The sequence below is a fragment of the Sphingomonas sp. TREG-RG-20F-R18-01 genome, from assembly GCF_022662475.1.
Taxonomy (GTDB): domain Bacteria; phylum Pseudomonadota; class Alphaproteobacteria; order Sphingomonadales; family Sphingomonadaceae; genus Sphingomonas.
Genome location: NZ_JAKNQQ010000001.1, coordinates 887,313 through 905,708, shown reverse-complemented (window position 1 = coordinate 905,708; position 18,396 = coordinate 887,313). Strand labels below are relative to the sequence as shown.

Annotated in this window: 12 protein-coding genes and 1 pseudogene; 12 read left to right on the top strand and 1 reads right to left on the bottom strand. The window is 67.8% G+C overall.

Annotated features, from left to right (window positions below):
* Window positions 1-5: 5 nt before the first annotated feature.
* The 12 genes and pseudogenes from L8K25_RS04605 (at window position 6) to L8K25_RS04550 (ending at window position 16,214) form a co-directional block, all read left to right on the top strand.
* Window positions 6-1,220: a putative peptidoglycan glycosyltransferase FtsW gene (locus tag L8K25_RS04605; protein ID WP_242137706.1), complete on the top strand. Its 1,215-nt coding sequence runs from the start codon at window positions 6-8 to the stop codon at window positions 1,218-1,220.
* On the top strand, window positions 1,217-2,377 hold the full coding sequence (murG, locus tag L8K25_RS04600) for an undecaprenyldiphospho-muramoylpentapeptide beta-N-acetylglucosaminyltransferase (RefSeq protein ID WP_242137705.1): 1,161 nt from the start codon (window positions 1,217-1,219) through the stop codon (window positions 2,375-2,377). Before L8K25_RS04605 ends, murG begins: the two co-directional genes overlap by 4 nt.
* Window positions 2,374-3,792 (top strand): UDP-N-acetylmuramate--L-alanine ligase, encoded by a 1,419-nt coding sequence (gene murC / locus L8K25_RS04595; protein WP_242137704.1) that lies wholly within the window; start codon window positions 2,374-2,376, stop codon window positions 3,790-3,792. Before murG ends, murC begins: the two co-directional genes overlap by 4 nt.
* Before the next feature lie 40 nt (window positions 3,793-3,832).
* Window positions 3,833-4,705, top strand: a pseudogene (murB, locus tag L8K25_RS04590) (UDP-N-acetylmuramate dehydrogenase); the annotation flags it as partial.
* Between the two features lie 7 nt (window positions 4,706-4,712).
* Window positions 4,713-5,660, top strand: coding sequence for a D-alanine--D-alanine ligase (locus tag L8K25_RS04585; protein WP_347341138.1), 948 nt, complete (start codon window positions 4,713-4,715; stop codon window positions 5,658-5,660).
* The gene (locus tag L8K25_RS04580) at window positions 5,657-6,655 is read left to right on the top strand and encodes a cell division protein FtsQ/DivIB (protein WP_242137703.1); all 999 of its coding nucleotides are present in this window, start codon (window positions 5,657-5,659) and stop codon (window positions 6,653-6,655) included. Before L8K25_RS04585 ends, L8K25_RS04580 begins: the two co-directional genes overlap by 4 nt.
* Before the next feature lie 39 nt (window positions 6,656-6,694).
* The gene (gene ftsA / locus L8K25_RS04575; RefSeq protein WP_242137702.1) at window positions 6,695-7,957 is read left to right on the top strand and encodes a cell division protein FtsA; all 1,263 of its coding nucleotides are present in this window, start codon (window positions 6,695-6,697) and stop codon (window positions 7,955-7,957) included.
* A 113-nt stretch (window positions 7,958-8,070) separates the two neighbouring features.
* Complete coding sequence (gene ftsZ / locus L8K25_RS04570; RefSeq protein ID WP_242137701.1) at window positions 8,071-9,573, top strand: cell division protein FtsZ; 1,503 nt, start codon at window positions 8,071-8,073, stop codon at window positions 9,571-9,573.
* A gap of 159 nt (window positions 9,574-9,732) precedes the next feature.
* Window positions 9,733-12,171, top strand: coding sequence for an SPOR domain-containing protein (locus tag L8K25_RS04565; protein ID WP_242137700.1), 2,439 nt, complete (start codon window positions 9,733-9,735; stop codon window positions 12,169-12,171).
* On the top strand, window positions 12,168-13,340 hold the full coding sequence (locus tag L8K25_RS04560; RefSeq protein WP_242137699.1) for a deoxyguanosinetriphosphate triphosphohydrolase: 1,173 nt from the start codon (window positions 12,168-12,170) through the stop codon (window positions 13,338-13,340). The genes L8K25_RS04565 and L8K25_RS04560 overlap by 4 nt, the downstream gene beginning before the upstream one ends.
* Window positions 13,341-13,560: 220 nt before the next feature.
* Window positions 13,561-15,060, top strand: coding sequence for a DUF1800 domain-containing protein (locus tag L8K25_RS04555; RefSeq protein ID WP_242137698.1), 1,500 nt, complete (start codon window positions 13,561-13,563; stop codon window positions 15,058-15,060).
* 5 nt (window positions 15,061-15,065) lie between these two features.
* Window positions 15,066-16,214, top strand: a complete 1,149-nt coding sequence (locus L8K25_RS04550; protein WP_242137697.1) for a DUF1501 domain-containing protein — start codon at window positions 15,066-15,068, stop codon at window positions 16,212-16,214.
* Window positions 16,215-16,350: 136 nt separating this feature from the next.
* On the opposite strand, the gene L8K25_RS04545 is transcribed toward L8K25_RS04550, so the two are convergent.
* On the bottom strand, window positions 16,351-18,261 hold the full coding sequence (locus L8K25_RS04545) for a CocE/NonD family hydrolase (protein WP_242137696.1): 1,911 nt from the start codon (window positions 18,259-18,261) through the stop codon (window positions 16,351-16,353).
* Window positions 18,262-18,396 lie beyond the last annotated feature (135 nt).

Here is an 18,396-nt window from a genome sequence, read left to right as displayed (position 1 = left end):
ACGACATGAGCAATAGCCCGCCGAAATTGTGGAAAAGCATGAAGGGTCGCGGCGGACGCGGCGACCGGTCGCCGCTGGGCACGTGGTTCTGGGATATCGACCGGATGCTGCTGCTGCTGACGCTGCTGCTGATCGCGGTCGGGCTGGTCGCGGTCGGTGCGGCGTCGCCCGCCGCGGCGACGCGCTATTCGGACGAAAAGCACCACGTCGCGCCGCTCTTCTATCTGTGGTGGCAGCTGGCGTGGGTCGGCGTGTCGCTCCCGGTATTGCTGGCCGTATCGATGCTGCCGGTTCCGGTCGCGCGGCGGATGGCGTTGATCGGGACGGTCGCGTGCCTTGTCCTGCTGATGCTGGTCCCCGTGTTCGGCGTCGAGAAGAACGGCGCGACGCGCTGGCTCAATCTCGGTGTTTCGCTGCTCCAGCCATCCGAATTCCTCAAGCCCTTCTTCATCGTCACCGCCGCCTGGGTGCTGTCGATGCGGGCGCAGGATGAATCGCTTCCCGTGGTCACGATCACCGCGGGGATGACCGCGCTCGTCGCGGTGCTGCTGATGCTCCAGCCGGATTTCGGGCAGACGGTGGTGTTCTGCACGGTGTGGATGGCGCTGCTGCTGATCTCGGGGACGTCGCCCAGGATCATCGCGGGGCTGCTCGCCGCGGTCCCCGCCGGGCTGACCGCCGCCTATATGTTCTACGGTACGGCGCGTGCGCGGATCAACGCGTTCCTGTTCCCGGACCATGACGGCGTCGGCGCGGCCGACCATTACCAGACCAATGCCGCACACGACACGATCACCGCGGGCGGCTGGCGCGGGACCGGGCCGGGCGGCGGGACGATGAAGTTCCGGCTGCCCGAGGGGCATACCGACTACATCTTCTCGGTGATCGGCGAGGAATTCGGGCTGATCGCCTGCGTCATCATCGCGTTGCTGTTCCTCGCGATCGTCGTGCGCGTGTTCGTCAAGCTGCTGGACGAGCAGGACGAATTCCGGCTCTTTGCAGCGGCCGGGCTGGCGACGCAGTTCGGCGTGCAGGCGCTCATCTCGATGGCGGTCAACACCGGGATCGCCCCCTCCAAGGGAATGACGCTGCCGTTCATTTCCTATGGTGGGTCGTCGCTGGTCGCGCTGTCGATCGGAATGGGCTTGCTGCTGGCGTTTACCCGACGCAATCCGTTCGTCATGCGATCCAAATATATCGCACGATGGAGCGGCGAATGAGCGTGGCGAGACATTTCGTACTGGCCGCCGGGGGGACCGGCGGGCACATGGTTCCCGCGGCGGCGTTGGCGACCGAACTGATGCGCCGCGGCCATCATGTTGCGCTGATCAGCGACGAGCGCGGCGTGCGCTTCTCCGGCCTGTTCGAGGGGATCCAGACGCATATCCTCCCCGCCGGGCGACCGGGGGGTGGGCCGATCGGCTATGCCAAGGCGGCCTCGGCGATGCTGAAGGGCCGCGCGATGGCGATCCAGCTGTACCGCAGCTTCCGCCCCGACGCGGTGATCGGCTTCGGCGGCTACCCCGCGCTCCCCGCGCTGCTCGGCGCGTTCAACCAGAACATCCCGACCGCGGTGCACGAACAGAATGCGGTGCTGGGCCGGGTCAACCGGCTGGTCGCGCGCAAGGTCGATGCGATCGCCACCTCCTATGCCGAGGTCGAGCGGCTCAAGCCGGGAATGCGCGCCAAGACCCATCTCGTCGGCAACCCAGTGCGCGACGCGGTGCTGGCGCTGCGCGCCAAACCGTATCCGCTGCTCGAGGAAGACGGGATCTTCCGCGTGCTCGTCACCGGTGGCAGCCAGGGCGCGAGTGTGCTGAGCCAGGTCGTCCCCGACGGCCTGTCGCTGCTGCCGCTCGCATTCCGGCGGCGGCTGCAGGTGACGCATCAGGCGCGGATCGAGGATATCGACGCCTGCCGCGCGAAATATGCCGAGCTGTCGATCGCGGCGGACCTCGCGACCTATCTGCCCGACCTGCCCGAGCAGCTGGCGTGGGCGCATGTCGTGATCGCGCGCGCGGGCGCCTCGACGCTGGCCGAGCTGACCTGCGCCGGGCGGCCTGCGATCCTCGTGCCGCTGCCGTCGGCGACCGACGACCACCAGACCGTCAACGCACGCGAAATGACGCAGGCGGGGGGCGCGCGGACGATCGACCAGCGCAGCTTTACGCCGGTGGAACTCGCCAAGCAGATGCAGAAGCTCGGGCTTGACCCGGCGGCGTTGCAGAATGCCGCCGCGCGGGCGCGCGCGTGCGGTCGCCCCGAAGCGGCGAGCGATCTCGCGGATCTGGTCGAGAGCCTCGTCAATCCTCACGGCGACATGCCGATCGGCGCGGCGCGACCGCGCAAACCCAGTCAGAAGGCAGCATTCGCATGAAGGGTGTCGCAACCGACATCGGCACGATCCATTTCGTCGGCATCGGCGGGATCGGCATGTCGGGCATCGCCGAGGTGATGAAGAACCTCGGCTACAGCGTGCAGGGGTCCGACGTGGCCGAGGGCTATGTCATCGAGGGGCTGCGCGAGAAGGGCATTCCGGTCGCGATCGGGCACCACGCCGACAATCTCGGCGACGCGGCGGTGATCGTCACGTCGACCGCGATCAAGCGCGGCAACCCCGAAGTCGAGGCCGCGCTCGAACGCCGCATCCCGGTGGTGCGGCGCGCGGAGATGCTGGCCGAGCTGATGCGGCTCAAATCGACCGTCGCGGTCGCGGGGACGCACGGCAAGACGACGACGACCAGCATGGTCGCCGCGCTGCTCGACGCCGGCGGGGTCGATCCGACCGTGATCAACGGCGGGATCATCAACAGCTACGGCTCGAACGCGCGGCTCGGCGCGAGCGACTGGATGGTGGTCGAGGCGGACGAGAGCGACGGCAGCTTCCTGCGGCTCGACGGGACGATCGCGGTCGTCACCAACATCGATCCCGAGCATCTCGACCATTACGGCAGCTTCGAGCATGCGAAGAACGCCTATGTCGAGTTCATCGAGAACGTGCCCTTCTATGGTGCTGCGTTGCTGTGCCTCGATCACCCCGAGGTCCAGAACATCATCCCGCGCGTCCGTGACCGGCGCGTCGTGACCTACGGCTTCGCGGCGCAGGCCGACGTGCGCGGGGTCAACGTGACGCCGGTGCCGGGCGGCAACCGCTTCGAGGTGATCATCCGCCACCGCGACGGGACGAGCCGCTCGATCGAGGGAATCGAGCTGCCGATGCCCGGCCGCCACAACGTCCAGAACGCGCTCGCCGCGATCGGGGTCGCGCTCGAACTGGGGATCGAGGACGCGACGATCCAGCAGGGGTTCGCACAGTTCGGCGGGGTCAAGCGGCGCTTCACCAAGGTCGGCGAAATCGTGGTGCCCGGCGGGGTCGTCACGGTGATCGACGACTACGGGCATCATCCGGTCGAGATCCGCGCGGTGCTCGCCGCGGCGCGCGAGGGCGTGCGCAACCGCGTGATCGCGGTGGTGCAGCCGCATCGCTATTCGCGATTGGGCGATCTGATGGAGGAGTTCCAGGGCGCGTTCAACGATGCCGACATGGTGCTGGTGACCCCGGTCTATGCCGCGGGCGAGCAGCCGGTCGCGGGTGTCGACGCGGACGCGCTGGTCGAGGGAATCAAGCGGCGCGGGCATCGCTCGGCGGCGACGATCGCCGACGCCGGCGCGCTGGCGCAGGTGCTGGCCCCGCTGGTCCAGGCCGGGGACATGGTCGTGTGCCTTGGTGCTGGCGACATCACGAAATGGGCGGCGGGTCTTGCCGGCGCGATCGAGGCGGCGCGTGCCTGAGGCGGCGCATCAGGATCCGACGGCAGCCACGGCCGAACCGATGCCGATCGTAGCCGGTCGTCTGACGCGGCATGCACCGCTTGCGCCGCTCGTATGGTTCAAGTCGGGCGGCGCGGCCGACTGGCTGTTCGAGCCGAGCGATGCGGAGGATCTGGCACAATTCCTCGCGGCGCTCGATCCTTCGGTGCCGGTGATGCCGCTCGGGCTGGGCTCGAACCTGATCGTCCGCGATGGCGGGGTACCGGGCGTGGTGATCCGGCTCGGCAAGCCGTTTGCCAAGGTCGCGGCGATCGACGCGACGACGCTGGTGTGCGGAGGCGGGGCAAGCGGGATCCTGGTATCCTCGTCGGCGCGCGACGCCGGGATCGGCGGGGTCGAGTTCCTGCGCTCGATCCCGGGCACGGTCGGCGGGTTCGTGCGGATGAACGGCGGCGCCTACGGATGCGAGACCAGGGACGTGCTGGTCGAATGCGAGATCGTGCTGCGGTCTGGCGAGCGGCGGGTGCTGTCGGTCGGGGAGCTTGGGTACAGCTATCGGCATTCGACGCTGCCCGAAGGCTGCGTCGTCGTCAGCGCGACGTTCCGCGGGCATCCGGAGGAACCCGCCGTGGTCCAGGCGGAGATGGACCGCATCGCCGCGGAGCGCGAAGCGTCGCAGCCGCTCCGCTCGCGCACGGGCGGGTCGACGTTCAAGAACCCCGAGGGCCACAAGGCGTGGGCGCTGATCGACGCCGCCGGGTGTCGCGGGCTGACGCGCGGCGACGCGCAGGTCAGCGAGAAACATTGCAACTTTCTGCTCAACCTCGGGGCGGCGTCCAGCGCCGAGATCGAGGCGCTGGGGGAAGAGGTTCGGGATCGCGTGAAGGCACAATCGGGGGTTGAATTGACGTGGGAAATCCAGCGGGTCGGGGTGACGGGTTGTGAGCGAACTCCACGTAGCCGTGCTTATGGGCGGTCCATCGGCCGAACGCGAAGTCTCGCTCAAGTCGGGGACCGGCGTTGCCGACGCACTGGAATCGCTCGGCCACCGCGTCACCCGGATCGACATGGGCAAGGACGTCGCGGCGCGGCTCGCGGAAGCGAACCCCGACGTCGTGTTCAACGCGCTCCATGGTACGCCGGGAGAGGATGGCACCGTCCAGGGGCTGCTCGACCTGATGGGGCTGACCTATACGCACAGCGGTCTCGCGACGTCGGTCATTGCAATCGACAAGCAGCTGACCAAGCTGCTGCTCGTCCCCGGCGGTATCCCCATGCCGGGCGGACGGATCGTCAAGTCGGAGTCGCTGTACGAGGGCGACCCGCTGCCGCGCCCCTATGTGCTCAAGCCGGTCAACGAAGGCTCGTCGGTCGGGGTCGCGATCGTCACCGACGAAGGCAATTACGGCAACCCGATCGCGCGCGGCGTGGCGGGGCCGTGGACCGAATTCGAGGAATTGCTCGCCGAACCGTACATTCGCGGCCGCGAACTGACGACCGCAGTGCTCGGCGACCGGGCGCTCGGCGTTACCGAACTCAAGCCCAAGACCGGCTGGTACGATTTCGACGCCAAATACACCGACGGGCTGACCGAACACGTTTTTCCCGCCGACATCCCCGACGAGATCGCGCAAGCCTGCCAGCGGATCGCGCTCGACGCGCACCGGCTCCTCGGCTGCAAGGGCACGTCGCGCTCGGATTTCCGCTGGGATGACCAGCAGGGCGTCGATGGGCTGTTCCTGCTCGAGGTCAATACCCAGCCCGGGATGACCGCGCTCAGCCTCGTCCCCGAACAGGCACGGCATTGCGGGATCGACTATCCGCAGCTCGTCCAGATCATCATCGATGAGGCGCTCAAGGACAAAGCGGCGAAGGCGGGTTCTCCATGAGCGGCACGATCAAGCGCGGCACCGTCCGCCGCCCGGTCCAGCCCAAGCGGAAGCAAGCCGCCAAGCCCTCGGTCATCGACCGCGCGATCACCGCGCTTCCGGTGAGCGAGGCGACGCTGCGCAAGGCCGCGACCTGGACGATCACCGGCGTGGTCGGTGCGGGTCTGATCGCGCTCGCGTCGTTTTTCGGGATCCCCGGCGCGATCGGCACCGCGATCGGCGAGGGGATCGGCGATGCCGGCTTCAAGGTCACCAACATCCAGATCACCGGGCTTAACCGGATGGACCACAACGTCATCTACAAGATCGCGGCGAACCAGCCGTCGATGGCGATGCCGCTCGTCAGCCTCGAGAAGATCCGTCAGGACCTCGTCTCGCACAGCGGCTGGATCGAGGACGTGCATGTCTCGCGGCGCTTGCCCGACACGCTGCTGGTCAATGTGATCGAGCGCCAGCCGAGCGCGATCTGGCAGAACAAGGGGCAGCTTGCGCTGATCGCCGCGAACGGGACGTGGCTCGAGCCGGTCGACCCGCAGGCGATGCCCGATCTGCCGGTGGTGATCGGCCCGCATGCGAACGAACAGGAGGTCTCCTACCGCACCCTGCTCGACGCGGCGCCCGCGCTGAAGGGGCAGGTCAAGGCGGCGACCTGGGTCGGCAACCGGCGCTGGACGCTGACCTTCGAGACCGGCGAGACGCTCGCCTTGCCAGAGGGCGATACCGAGGCAGCGAAGGCGCTGGTCAAGTTCGCGCAGCTCGACGGGGTCCGGCCGCTGCTCGGCAAGGGCTGGCTCGGGTTCGACATGCGCGATCCGACGCGGCTGGTGGCGCGCAAGCCCGGGGTGACGACGAACAAGGCGATCACCGACCCCGGGGCCGCGCCCGGCATGGCACCCACCGCGGCGCCATCGGCGACGCCGAGCCCGGCGGCTTCCGAAAGCAGCGCGCCGCGGCTGACGGCGTTAAAAAGAACGAGCACGGATTCACAGGCTTAACCGATTGCGTTAAGGGTTGGCGGGAACAGGGGTAAGGGCATGGCGAAAACCGCACCGGAAGGTTTGATCACCGCACTCGACATCGGATCGTCGAAGGTGTCGGCGATGATCGCGCAGAAGGGCGATGGCGGGGAACTGATCGTCCTCGGCACCGGCCAGCGCGAGAGCAAGGGCGTCAAGCGCGGCTATATCGCCGATGCCGCCGCGACCGAAGTCGCGGTGCGCGAGGCGGTCGAGCAGGCCGAGCGGATCGCGGGTCTCAACATCGAGAACGTCTGGGTCAGCTTCTCGGCGGGCGGACTGGTGTCCGACGTCGCGTCGATCGAGTTCGAGCTGGGCGGGCACCGGGTCGAGCAGACCGATATCGATGCGTTGCTCCAGGCCGGGCGGGATTCGATCGATCCGGCGGGGCGGATGGTTCTCCATGCGCAGCCTGCGCTCTACACGCTCGACGGCCTCACTGGGGTGAAGCGTCCGCTCGGGCTGCACGCCGACCGGCTCGGGGTTCACATTCACGTCGTCGCGGCCGATGGGTCGCCGGTCCGCAACCTTGGCCTGTGCGTCGCCAACGCGCATCTCGAAGTGAAGTCGATCATCGCCTCGCCGGTCGCAACCGGAATGGCGTGCCTCAGCGACGAGGAGCGCGAGCTTGGCGTCGCCCTGGTCGAACTGGGCGCGGGGATCACCAACGTCTCGCTGTTCGCGGGCGGGATGCTCGTCGGGCTGATGTCGATTCCGATCGGCGCGCAGGACATTACCGACGACATCGCCTCGGCCTTTGGCACGCGCCGCGCGCAGGCGGAGCGGATGAAGTGCGTCCACGGCTCGGCCAATGCGTCGCCGCGCGACAATCACGAGATGATCGACGTCGCCCCGATTTCCGCCGAGGAAGACGCGAGCGACGGGACGCGCATCACCAAGGCGCAGTTGATCGCGGTCATCCGCCAGCGGCTCGACCATTTGATCGGCGAAGTGTCCAAGGCGCTCAAGGACCTCAAGTTCGAGGGCCCGGTTGGGCGGCAGGTCGTGCTGACCGGGGGTGGCGCGGAGCTCAAGGGCATCGCCGATTACGCGCAGGCGGCGCTCGGCCGCTCGGTCCGGATCGGTCGGCCACGTGGTCTGACGGGCCTGCCGGAAGCACACGCCACCCCGGCGTTCACGACGCTTGCAGGTCTGGCCTTCTATGCCGCCGCCGATCCGATCGACCTGCGCGCCTTGTCGAGCAAGCAGCAGCTCGTGCACCGTCCGAAGGGATTTGCGGTGATTCGTCGCCTGATGGCGGCAGCCCGTGCAAATTATTAAACAATAACGACACGAACGGGCGGTTCGCGCTGGAACGCATGGCAGCGATGGTGCAGAACCGCCTTTGAAGTAATGAGTGCGTCGGGCCGTAGCTGCCCGTTGGAGACTGGGACATGAGCATCGAATTTCTGCCCCCCGAAGTCGACGAACTGACGCCGCGCATCGCGGTGATCGGCGTCGGCGGCGCGGGCGGCAACGCTATCGCCAACATGATGCGCGCGGACGTGCAAGGCGTCGAGTTCCTCGTCGCCAACACCGACTCGCAGGCGCTCAAGCAGTCGGCGGCGAGCCACAAGATCCAGCTCGGCGTGAAGATCACGCAGGGGCTCGGCGCCGGTTCGCGTCCCGAGATCGGGCGTGCGGCGGCCGAGGAGACGATCGAGCAGGTCACCAAGATGCTCGAAGGCTCGCACATGTGCTTCATCGCGGCCGGCATGGGCGGCGGCACCGGCACCGGTGCTGCACCCGTCATCGCCAAGGCGGCGCGGGACATGGGGATCCTGACGGTCGGCGTCGTGACCAAGCCGTTCGCCTTCGAGGGCACGCGTCGCGCCAAGAGCGCCGAAGCGGGCATCGAGGAACTGCAGAAGTACGTCGACACGCTGATCGTCATTCCGAACCAGAACCTGTTCCTGGTGGCGAACGCGAACACGACCTTCAAGGAAGCGTTCCAGATGGCGGACGAGGTCCTCCAGCAGGGCGTTCGCGGGATCACCGACCTGATGGTCATGCCCGGCCTCATCAACCTCGATTTCGCCGACGTCCGTTCGGTGATGCAGGAAATGGGCAAGGCGATGATGGGCACCGGCGAGGCCGATGGCGACAATCGCGCGATCGAGGCGGCGTCCAAGGCGATCGCCAACCCGCTGCTCGACGGCGTCAGCATGAAGGGCGCGAAGGGCGTCATCGTGTCGATCACCGGCGGCGACGACATGCGCCTGCTCGAAGTCGACGAAGCCGCGAACCATATTCGCGAGTTGGTCGATGACGACGCCAACATCATCTGGGGCTCGGCGTTCAACCCCGACCTTGAGGGCAAGATCCGCGTCTCGGTGGTCGCCACCGGTATAGAGGCGGAAGCGCGCCCGGCCGAAGCTCAGGCGCCCGCCGCTCGGGCTTTCAGCTTCTCCGCCAGCAAGAAGAGTGACGAGCCCGCCTCCGCCGCTGCGACCGCCGCGCCTGCGCAGGCGCCGACGCCATCGCCTGCCCCCGCGGCGTCGGTTGCGCCTGCAGCCCCTGTGGCCGCTGCGCCCGCTCCGGTCGCAGCCAGCGCGCCGCCCGAGTCCGATGAGCTCGTCCTCGGCAGCGAAGCAGCGATGCCGCCGGCAAAGCGCGTCTACGGCGATGTCGAGGCGCCCGCGCCCGCCAGCGACGATACGCCGGCCGACGCGCCGACACGTCGCCGTTGGCTCTCGCCCGGGGCCGCGGTTTCGGAAGATGCGCCCGTTCCGGCAGCGGCCGAGCCGGTCGCTCCCGCGCCGCGCGTCAAGCTCGGCGGTACGTTGTTCGAGCGCATGTCGAGCGTTTCCCGGGGTGCGGCTCGCGAGGACGAACCCTCGTCCGACAAGGATCCGCTCGATATCCCGCGGTTCCTGCATCGGCAGAACAACCAGTAACACCTTCCCCTGCCGCACGGCCCAGGCGCGTGCGGCAGGGGCAGTCGACCCCGGGCCGCGCATCGACGTTTGCCACCCGCCTCCGATCCGTTTCGTTTTGGCGCAAGCCGAGGCAGCCCGTCATTGCCGGTTCAGCGGCGACGGGCTTTAGGATAGTTCATGCGCACCGTTCGCCTTGCTGCTTCCATCATCGCCCTGACCGCGAGCGGGGCAGGGGTTGCACAGGTCCAGCCTTCCCGACCGCTGGCCTATCCTTCGCCTTATCCCACGGGCACGTCGACCACGGTTCAGCCGGTGAGCGACGCGGACAGTCTCGCCGGCGAAATCCGCTTGCTGGCCGCCGATCCCAATAACGTCCAGGCGCTGGTGCGCGCGGGCGAGCTCGCCCTGAAACTGGGTGACGACACGGCTGCCGCGGCCTTCTTCACGCGCGCTTCACGAATAGATCCGCGAAACGCCCGGGTGAAGGCGGGTGAGGGAAGCCTTCTGGTCAGCGCGGAGCGTCCAGGCGAAGCGCTCCGGCATTTTGCGGAAGCGGAGTCCCTTGGTGGGGACGTTCGCACTTTCGCTGCCGATCGGGCATTGGCCTACGATCTGCTCGGCGAGCAGGAGCGCGCACAGCGCGATTACCGCCTGGCGCTACGAGCGGTCGAAAATGACGAGACGCGCCGACGCTATGCGCTGTCGCTCGGCATATCGGGCAAGCGTGAGCTCGCGCTCAAGGAAATCGAACCGCTGCTCCGCAAGAGCGATCGCGGCGCATGGCGTTCGCGTGCCTTCATCCTGGCGATGGGCGGGGATCGCCCCGGCGCCGAGCGGATCGCGACGACGATGATGCCCGCCGGCATGGCGCAGGGGCTCCAGCCGTTCTTTGACCTTCTGCCGACGTTGCGCCCGGCGGATCGTGCGTTCGCGGTTCACTTCGGAGAAGTGCGCGCCTCGCCCACGCGGATCGCCGACGCGCGCATGGCGCCACCGATGGCTGCGCTCGGTCCGGACACGAGCGCGCCGGTCGAAGTCGCGGCGATGAGCCGCCCCACGCCAGCTGCCAGCGCCGTCGCCGTTCCGGCGCGCAGGGATCGACGGTCGCGCAAGGAACGTCAGCGGGACACGATCGTCGCCGCAACCACGCCGCCGGTCGTGCCGCTACCGGCCCCGCCCGCTTATGTCGCACAGACGGTAATGGCGAAGGCACCGTATCAGGGACCACGCTATCAAGGCGTCAGCCGTCCTGCATCGAGCGGCACGCGCGCCGCCAATCTGGCGGCGGCGAACGCGCTGCGGACGCCCGAAGCGACGACGCGCTTCGCGCGGGCGGTGCCAAGCCCATCGGTTCCGACGCAGCCTGGCGCTGCGTCTCTGCCATCGTCGGTGGCGCTTGGATCATCGACGCTGGTAACGCCCTATCGTGGCGCGCCTCCGGCAACCGCTTCAGCGAGTCTGGCGCGACCACCGGCAGCGACCGTGTATGGCGCGCTCACGCCGACGCAGCGGGCCAACGCGGCTTCTGCGACACCCACACCCACACCGACATCCGTCCAGGCAGCACCTTCATCGGGGACGATCCCGCCAAGAGCAGAGGTTCCGTCCTTCCCGGTAGTGAGCGCGACGCCGCCGTATCGACCCGTCACGGTGGTGCCCGTCAGCGGCGCGATGCCGGCCGCTACGGCTACCGTGGCTCCGCCGCCGTCGTCATCCCCACCGCCGGTGTCGGCAGTCGCAGTCGCCCCGGTCGTTGGCGTGGCCGCAGCCCCCGCTGTCGCTGCGCCGGCGCCGATGCGCAGCGAGCAGTCGATCCTCGCCGCGATCATCGCCGATATCAACGTGCCAGGCGCTGAGCTGGGCGTTGCGCCCGAGCGCATGGCGGTAACGACGCCACCGCCGATCCAGCGTGCGATCCCGAGCCGTCCGCTTGGTGCCGAGCCCGTCGCCGTTCGGCCGCATGGCATGTCGGGTGCCGTGCGCGACCGTGCGCTGCACCAGGGGCAAACCGACAGCGCGGGCGCGAATACGGCGCGCTCGGACACGGCGATGGCGGACCGCAGGACGATCGCGCGGAAGGCTATCGTCAAGCCGCCGGTTGAGGACGATCAGCCGCCGGAGACAGCCGCCACGTCCCGCAAGGGGCCGGCCGACAAGAAGACGCTGAAGGACCGACACGGCAAGGTCGACAGCACCGAGGAGACGGACGGCAGCGCGACACCCGGCAAGGGGACCAGAAGCGACCGGCTCGACAAATCGGGCAAGAAAGCCGCGGATGCGAAGAAGCTCGCCGACGCCAAGAAGGCCGAGGAGAAACGCAGGAACGATCCGAAGCTGCTCGAGCCGCAGCGCTATTGGGTGCAGGTCGCCGGCGGGGCCAACGAAAACGACCTGTCGAAACAATGGACGAAGCTGAAGTCGAAGAACGCCAAGGCGCTCGGCGGGCGTGTCGGCTATGCCACGCCGCAGCGTGCGACCAATCGAATCCTGACCGGCCCGTTCAAGACCGAGGATGAGGCGCAGGCGTTCGTCAACAGTCTTGCCAAACAGGGCATGTCGGGCTTCGTCTTTGCCAGCGAAGCCGGCCAGAAAGTCACGAAGTTGCCTGCCAAATGAACATACCCGCGCGCTGGGCGAGCCGCCCGGAGCAGAGCCGCGGCCGTCTCCACGAAGAACCGGCCGGGGCGGTTGCCACGTCGGTGCGAGGACCGCGCGACGCGTTCCAGCGGGATCGCGACCGGATCGTCCACTCGATCAGCTTTCGTCGCCTTCGCCACAAGACGCAGGTCTTCATGGCGCCCGACGGCGACCATTTCCGGGTCCGGCTCACCCACAGTCTGGAGGTCGCGCAGATCGCTCGGACGATCGCGCGCGCGCTTGGCCTGAACGAGGACCTGACCGAGGCGCTGTCGCTGGCGCATGATATCGGCCATCCGCCGTTCGGCCATGCGGGCGAGGATGCGCTGGAACGAGCGCTGGCGGCGCAGGGCGGGTTCGATCACAACGGGCACACGCTGCGCGCGCTCATGCGGATCGACAGTCCCTATCCCCGGTGGGAAGGGCTCAACCTGACATGGGAAACGCTCGAGGGGCTGGCCAAGCACAACGGGCCGATCACCAAGCCCGGCTGGGCCCTGGCGGACTGCGACGCCGCCTTCCCGCTGGACCTGCACCGCTGGTCGAGCCTCGAGGCGCAGGTTGCGGCGATCGCCGACGATATTGCTTACGACAATCACGACATCGATGACGGATTGCGGGCCGGGTTACTGACGCGCGAGCAATTGCTGGCAGTGCCGGTGGTGGCACGCGAATGGGATGGCGTCCGCGCCCGGTTCCCGGACGTGGCGCCTGACCGCCTGATCGGCGAGCTGATCCGCACGCAGATCGGCACCATGGTCAACGATTTGATCGCGGAAACGCAGCGTCGGCTCGACGGCATCGGCGATATCGAGGATGTCCGCGCCGCCGGGCGATGCCTGGTCGGCTTCTCGGATGCGATGCGGGACGACGAGCGGACGCTGAAGCGCTTCATGTACGCCAACCTCTACCATCATCCGCGCCAGCTCGAAGCGGCGCGTGCGGCGGAGGGCATCGTTTCCAGCCTGTTCGCCGCCTATCGGGCGGACCCCGCGCTGATGCCTGGCGACTGGGCGGCGTCCCTGCCCGACGACGAACCATGGCGCAGCCGCCATATCGCCGACTTCATCGCCGGCATGACCGACCGGTATGCCGTTTCGCGGTATCGCGAAGCGGTCGGCCCGATCGATCTTCCAGACGGCTTCTAACGGACCTTCGGCGCACGGCGACTTCGCGCTCGCGCACCGTCGCCGGTCAGCATCCTTTCCAAACCCGACGGCGCGACGATATCGTGCTGCAGCATTCGTCCCAAGCGCCAAGCCCGCGCGACCGGTTGCCTGCGTGACCGTGGGGGTAGGCGCACAGGCATAGTCTTGCGACAAAGCAGGTCCATACCGTGCTTCACGACTCAGGATCGGGACAGTTCGCGTGACCAAGGCAAGTATTGCGCTTAATCGGTTCGGGCTCGGAGCACGTGGCGATCAGCCGGTTCCATCGGATCCCGTCGGCTGGTTGACCGGCCAGTTGACGACCTATGACCCGCATCCCGATGTCATCGCCAATGCACCGACGAGCGCCGCCGTGTCCGCCGAATTGGCTGACTATTTCCGGCAGCAGCGGTCCCTGCGGATGATGCAGGGCAATCGGCCGCCGATAGCTGCGCCGACGGCTGCGGGCATGATGCCGATGCAGCTGCCGGGTAAGCCGGGCATGGCTGTGCCCCCCGTGGCCGGGGGCGGGCAGGATGACGCGATGAAACAGGCGCGGCAGTTTGCGCAGCGCACCGGTCGGGAGGATTACGCTGGCGCGGTCGGCGCGCGCGCGACCAATGCGCTGGTGACCGACACGCCGTTCGTCGAGCGGCTCGTCCATTTCTGGGCGAACCATTTCGCGGTTTCGGCGGACAAGCTCGAAATCATCGGCCTTTCGGGGACGCTCGAGTTCGAGGCGATCCGCCCGCATGTGCTGGGGACGTTCCGTGACATGCTGATCGCGGTGGAACAGCACCCCGCGATGTTGCTGTATCTGGATCAGGCGGTGTCGGTCGGGCCCACCTCTCCGCGTGGGCTGCAGATCGCGGCGCGCGGCAATCGGAAGGTCGGTCTCAACGAAAATCTCGCGCGGGAGATCCTGGAACTGCACACGCTTGGCGTGCGGACCGGCTACACGCAGGCGGACGTTACCGAATTCGCCCGCGCGATGACGGGGTGGACCGTCGCGGGTATCGGACGGGGTCCGGGGGCGGCCGCTGCGGGAATGGACGGTTTGCCGGGCGATTTCATCTTTGCAGCGCCGATCCACGAGCCGGGTGATCGCACGATCATGGGCAAGCGGTATCCGGCCGGTGGCGTCGACCAGGCGCGTGCGGTTCTGCAGGACGTGTCGATCGCACCTGCCACTGCGACGCATGTCATGACAAAGCTCGCGCGGCATTTTGCGGGGGACGCCCCGCCGCCCGCACTCGTCGCGCGCCTCCAGACCGCCTTCCTTTCGTCAGGCGGCGACTTGCCGACCGTCTATCGCGCGTTGATCGCCGCGCCCGAAGTCTGGGTCGAGCGCCCGCTCAAGTTCAAGACGCCGTGGGAATGGACGATCTCGTCGATGCGCGCGCTGAACGTCAAGACGGCGGAACCGCAGGCGATGGTCGGGCTGCTCAATCAGCTCGGGCAACCGACCTGGAAGCCGGGGCAGCCGATCGGCTACGACGATATTGCCGCGAGTTGGGCGGGGCCCGACGCGGTGCTGCGCCGGGTCGAGGCGGCGGAACGGTTCGCGTCGCGCGCGGCGAACGTGGATGCACGCGCGCTGGCACCCAAGGTGCTGCCCGGAGCGGTCAGCCCCGCGACCCAGGCCGCGCTCGCCAATTGCGAGAGCCCGGCGCAGGCGCTCGCCCTGCTGCTCGTCACGCCCGAATTCCTGCGGAGGTAATCGCCATGTACGATCGTCGTTCGTTCCTTGGTGCCGGCGTCGCCGGCGCCGTGTTTGCCGCACTCAGCCCACGCATGGCGTTCGCCAAGGCGGAGACCGACAAGCGCTTCGTCTTCATCATCCAGCGGGGCGCGGCGGACGGGCTCGGGATCGTCGCGCCCGTCGGCGACCCGGCCTTCGTGGGGGCACGGGGCGATCTCGCGCTGGATTTTGCGAGCGCGCCCAAGCTCGATTCGATGTTCGCGCTGCATCCCACGATGACGACGCTGCAGGGGCTGTACGCGAGGAAGCAGGCGGTGTTCGCGCATGCGGTCGCGTCGCCCTATCGCGATCGCTCGCATTTCGACGGACAGAACGTGCTCGAGAGCGGCGGGACCGGGGCGTATCAGCTCAAGGACGGCTGGATGAACCGGCTGCTCGGCGTGCTGCCGCCGACCCAGGCCAAGGCGATCGCGGTATCGGCCACGGTGCCGCTTGCGTTGCGCGGGCCAAACGACGTCTCGTCCTACGCGCCGTCGAGCCTGCCACAGGCTTCGGACGATCTGATGCAGCGCGTCTCGATGCTGTACGAGGGCGACAGCCAGCTCCACGCCTTGTGGAGCGAGGCGATGGGGACGCGTGCGCTCACCGGGGATCTGGCGGCGGGCGGTGGGGCCAATGCCGCCGCGACGGGCGCACTCGCCGCGCGGCTGATGGCGCCCGCCAACGGCGCGCGGATCGCAATGATCGAGACCGGCGGCTGGGACACGCATACCGGGCAGCGTGGACGGTTGAGCGCGCAGCTCAAGGGGCTGGATGCGATGATCGGCGCGCTCCAGACCGGGCTCGGGCCGCTATGGAACGATACTATGGTGCTGGTCGCGACCGAGTTCGGGCGGACCGTCGCGGTCAACGGGACCGGCGGGACCGATCACGGGACCGGCAGTTCGGCGATGTTGCTCGGCGGCGCGGTGCGCGGCGGGCGGGTGCTGGCCGACTGGCCGGGGCTGGCGCAGGCCGCGCTGTTCGAGGGGCGCGATTTGCGGCCGACGATGCAGCTCGACGCGTTTATTGGTGGCGCAGTTGCGGGGCATTTCGGGGTGGAGCCGGCTAAGGCGATGGCTGCGCTGTTCCCGTCGTCCAAGGGAACGGCGGCGGTGGCGGGGCTGGTGTAGCACCGTTGCTGTTCTCCACCGCTTCGCGTCCCAAACCCTTCACGTCCCAAACCTTCACTTCCCCGGCCTTCGCCGGGGAAGCGTAGTCTGAAGGGGGAAGCGTAGTCTAAAGGGGGAAGCGTCGTCTGAAGGTCGCTTACTGCGCCACCACCGGCAGCAACACCGCGCTTGCCCCGACGCTGCCGTGCTGGATCGTCACGGTCGCCTTCTTGTAATCGCCGGGCTTCGCCAGGAAGATGTTGGGAACGAAGGTCTGCGGGTTGCGGTCATAGACCGGGAACAGCGACGACTGCACCTGCACCATGATCTTGTGACCCGGCAGGAATTCGTGGTTCACCGCGGGCAGGCGGAAGCGATATTCCTGCGTCTTGTTCGCCGGAATCGCGGTCGGCTTCGCGAAGCTGTCGCGATAGCGGCCGCGGAAGATGTCGAGGCTGATCGCGAGCTGATAGCCGCCCATCTTGGGGTTGCTCGCGACCTCGTCGGGATAGACGTCGATCAGCTTGACCACGACGTCGCCGTCCGATCCGGTCGTCTTGGCGAAGATGTCCGCCCATGGCACGCCCGAGACCTTGACCGTCTTGGTCAGCACCGGGGTCGAATAGCTCATCACGTCGGTGCGGCCGTCGACCGAACGCTGGTCGGATACCAGCCAGTCGCCCCAGCGGCCGTCCTCGAAATTGATCGGACGCGGCAGGTACGGGACGGGGTTGGCGGGATCGGAGACATAGCTGTCCCCGCCGTTCGCCGCCCGCTGGAAGCCGAGGCCCTTGTCCGCCTGGAGATACAGCGGTGTCAGCGGCGTGTCGCAGCCCTTGTCGCAGGACAACGGCCATTTGGGGAAACTGTCCCAATGGTTCGCGCCGGTGTTGTAGATCGCGGCGGCGGGCAGGGTGACGGCGGGGCCGTCCTTCAGATACTGGTTGAAGAAGGGCAGCACCATGTCCTCGCGATATTGCTGCGCGGTGTCGCCGTTCCACGTCAGCGGGCCGAGCGTGCGGCCGTCGCGGTTGACCTGGCTGTGGCGCCACGGGCCCATCACCAGATAGTTGTTCGACTGGTGGCCCGCTTTCACCAATGCCTCATAGGCGTGGATCCCGCCCCACATGTCCTCATGATCCCACAGGCCCTGTTCCCACAGCGTGGGGACGTTCGAGGGGCTCGCGGCGAGCAACGTGTCGAGCGCCTGGCCCGACCAGAAGCTGTCATAGGCGGGATGCTGGACCATGCGGTTCCAGTAGGGAAGCTGGTCGTAGCCCGACTTCTTCGCCCAATCGCCCGCCGAGATCGTGCGGAAATTGTCGTAATCGTCGTATCCGCCCGAGGGGGGCGACTTGCCGGCGCCCTTGTAGCCGGTCTGCGACCCGAGCCAGCCGATGTTGGGCAGGCGGAACGCCCCATAGTGGAACCAGTCGTCGCCCATCCAGCCGTCGACCATCGGGCTCTGCGGCGCCGCGACCTTGAGCGCGGGGTGCGGGTGGAGCAGCGCCATCGCGACGGTGAACCCCTCGTAGGACGAGCCGATCATCCCGACGCGGCCGTTCGACTGCGGCAGGTTCGCCTTGTTCACCAGCCAGTCGATCGTGTCGTACGCGTCGGTCGTGTGATCGACCTTGGTGTTGTTGAGCGGGCCGATCACCGGGCGGGTGACGACGTAATCGCCCTCCGAGCCGTATTTGCCGCGAATGTCCTGATAGACGCGGATGTAGCCCCCTTTGACGAACATCTCGTCGGCGAGCGGCAGCGTCGACAGCTCGCTCGTGCTGTCGGTCCGGTTGGCGCGGCCCTTGGCGTTATAGGGTGTGCGCGTCAGCACGATCGGTGCGTTGGTCAGGCCCTTGGCGTAGACGATCACGGTGTAGAGCTTGGTCCCGTCGCGCATCGGGATCATCGCCTCGCGCTTGACATAGTCGCGGCCGGTCTCTGGCGGGGTGAAGGTCTTGGAAATGTCGCCGCCCGCGGGCGCCGCCGCCTTGTCCTGCGCTATGGCCGGGGTAAGCGCGAACAACGCCGCTGTGGCGGCGAGCAGGAGTGACTTGGAATGCATGAGCGACCTTTCCAGAAGATGTTGCCGCGATGGTAGGCAAGGTGTCGCAGCGTAATCAATCACTGATGATGGTGGCCGGTTGCTTTTGTCGCGATATGCGCGATGTTTTGCCCCGCGCGCGCAACTCGGCTATGC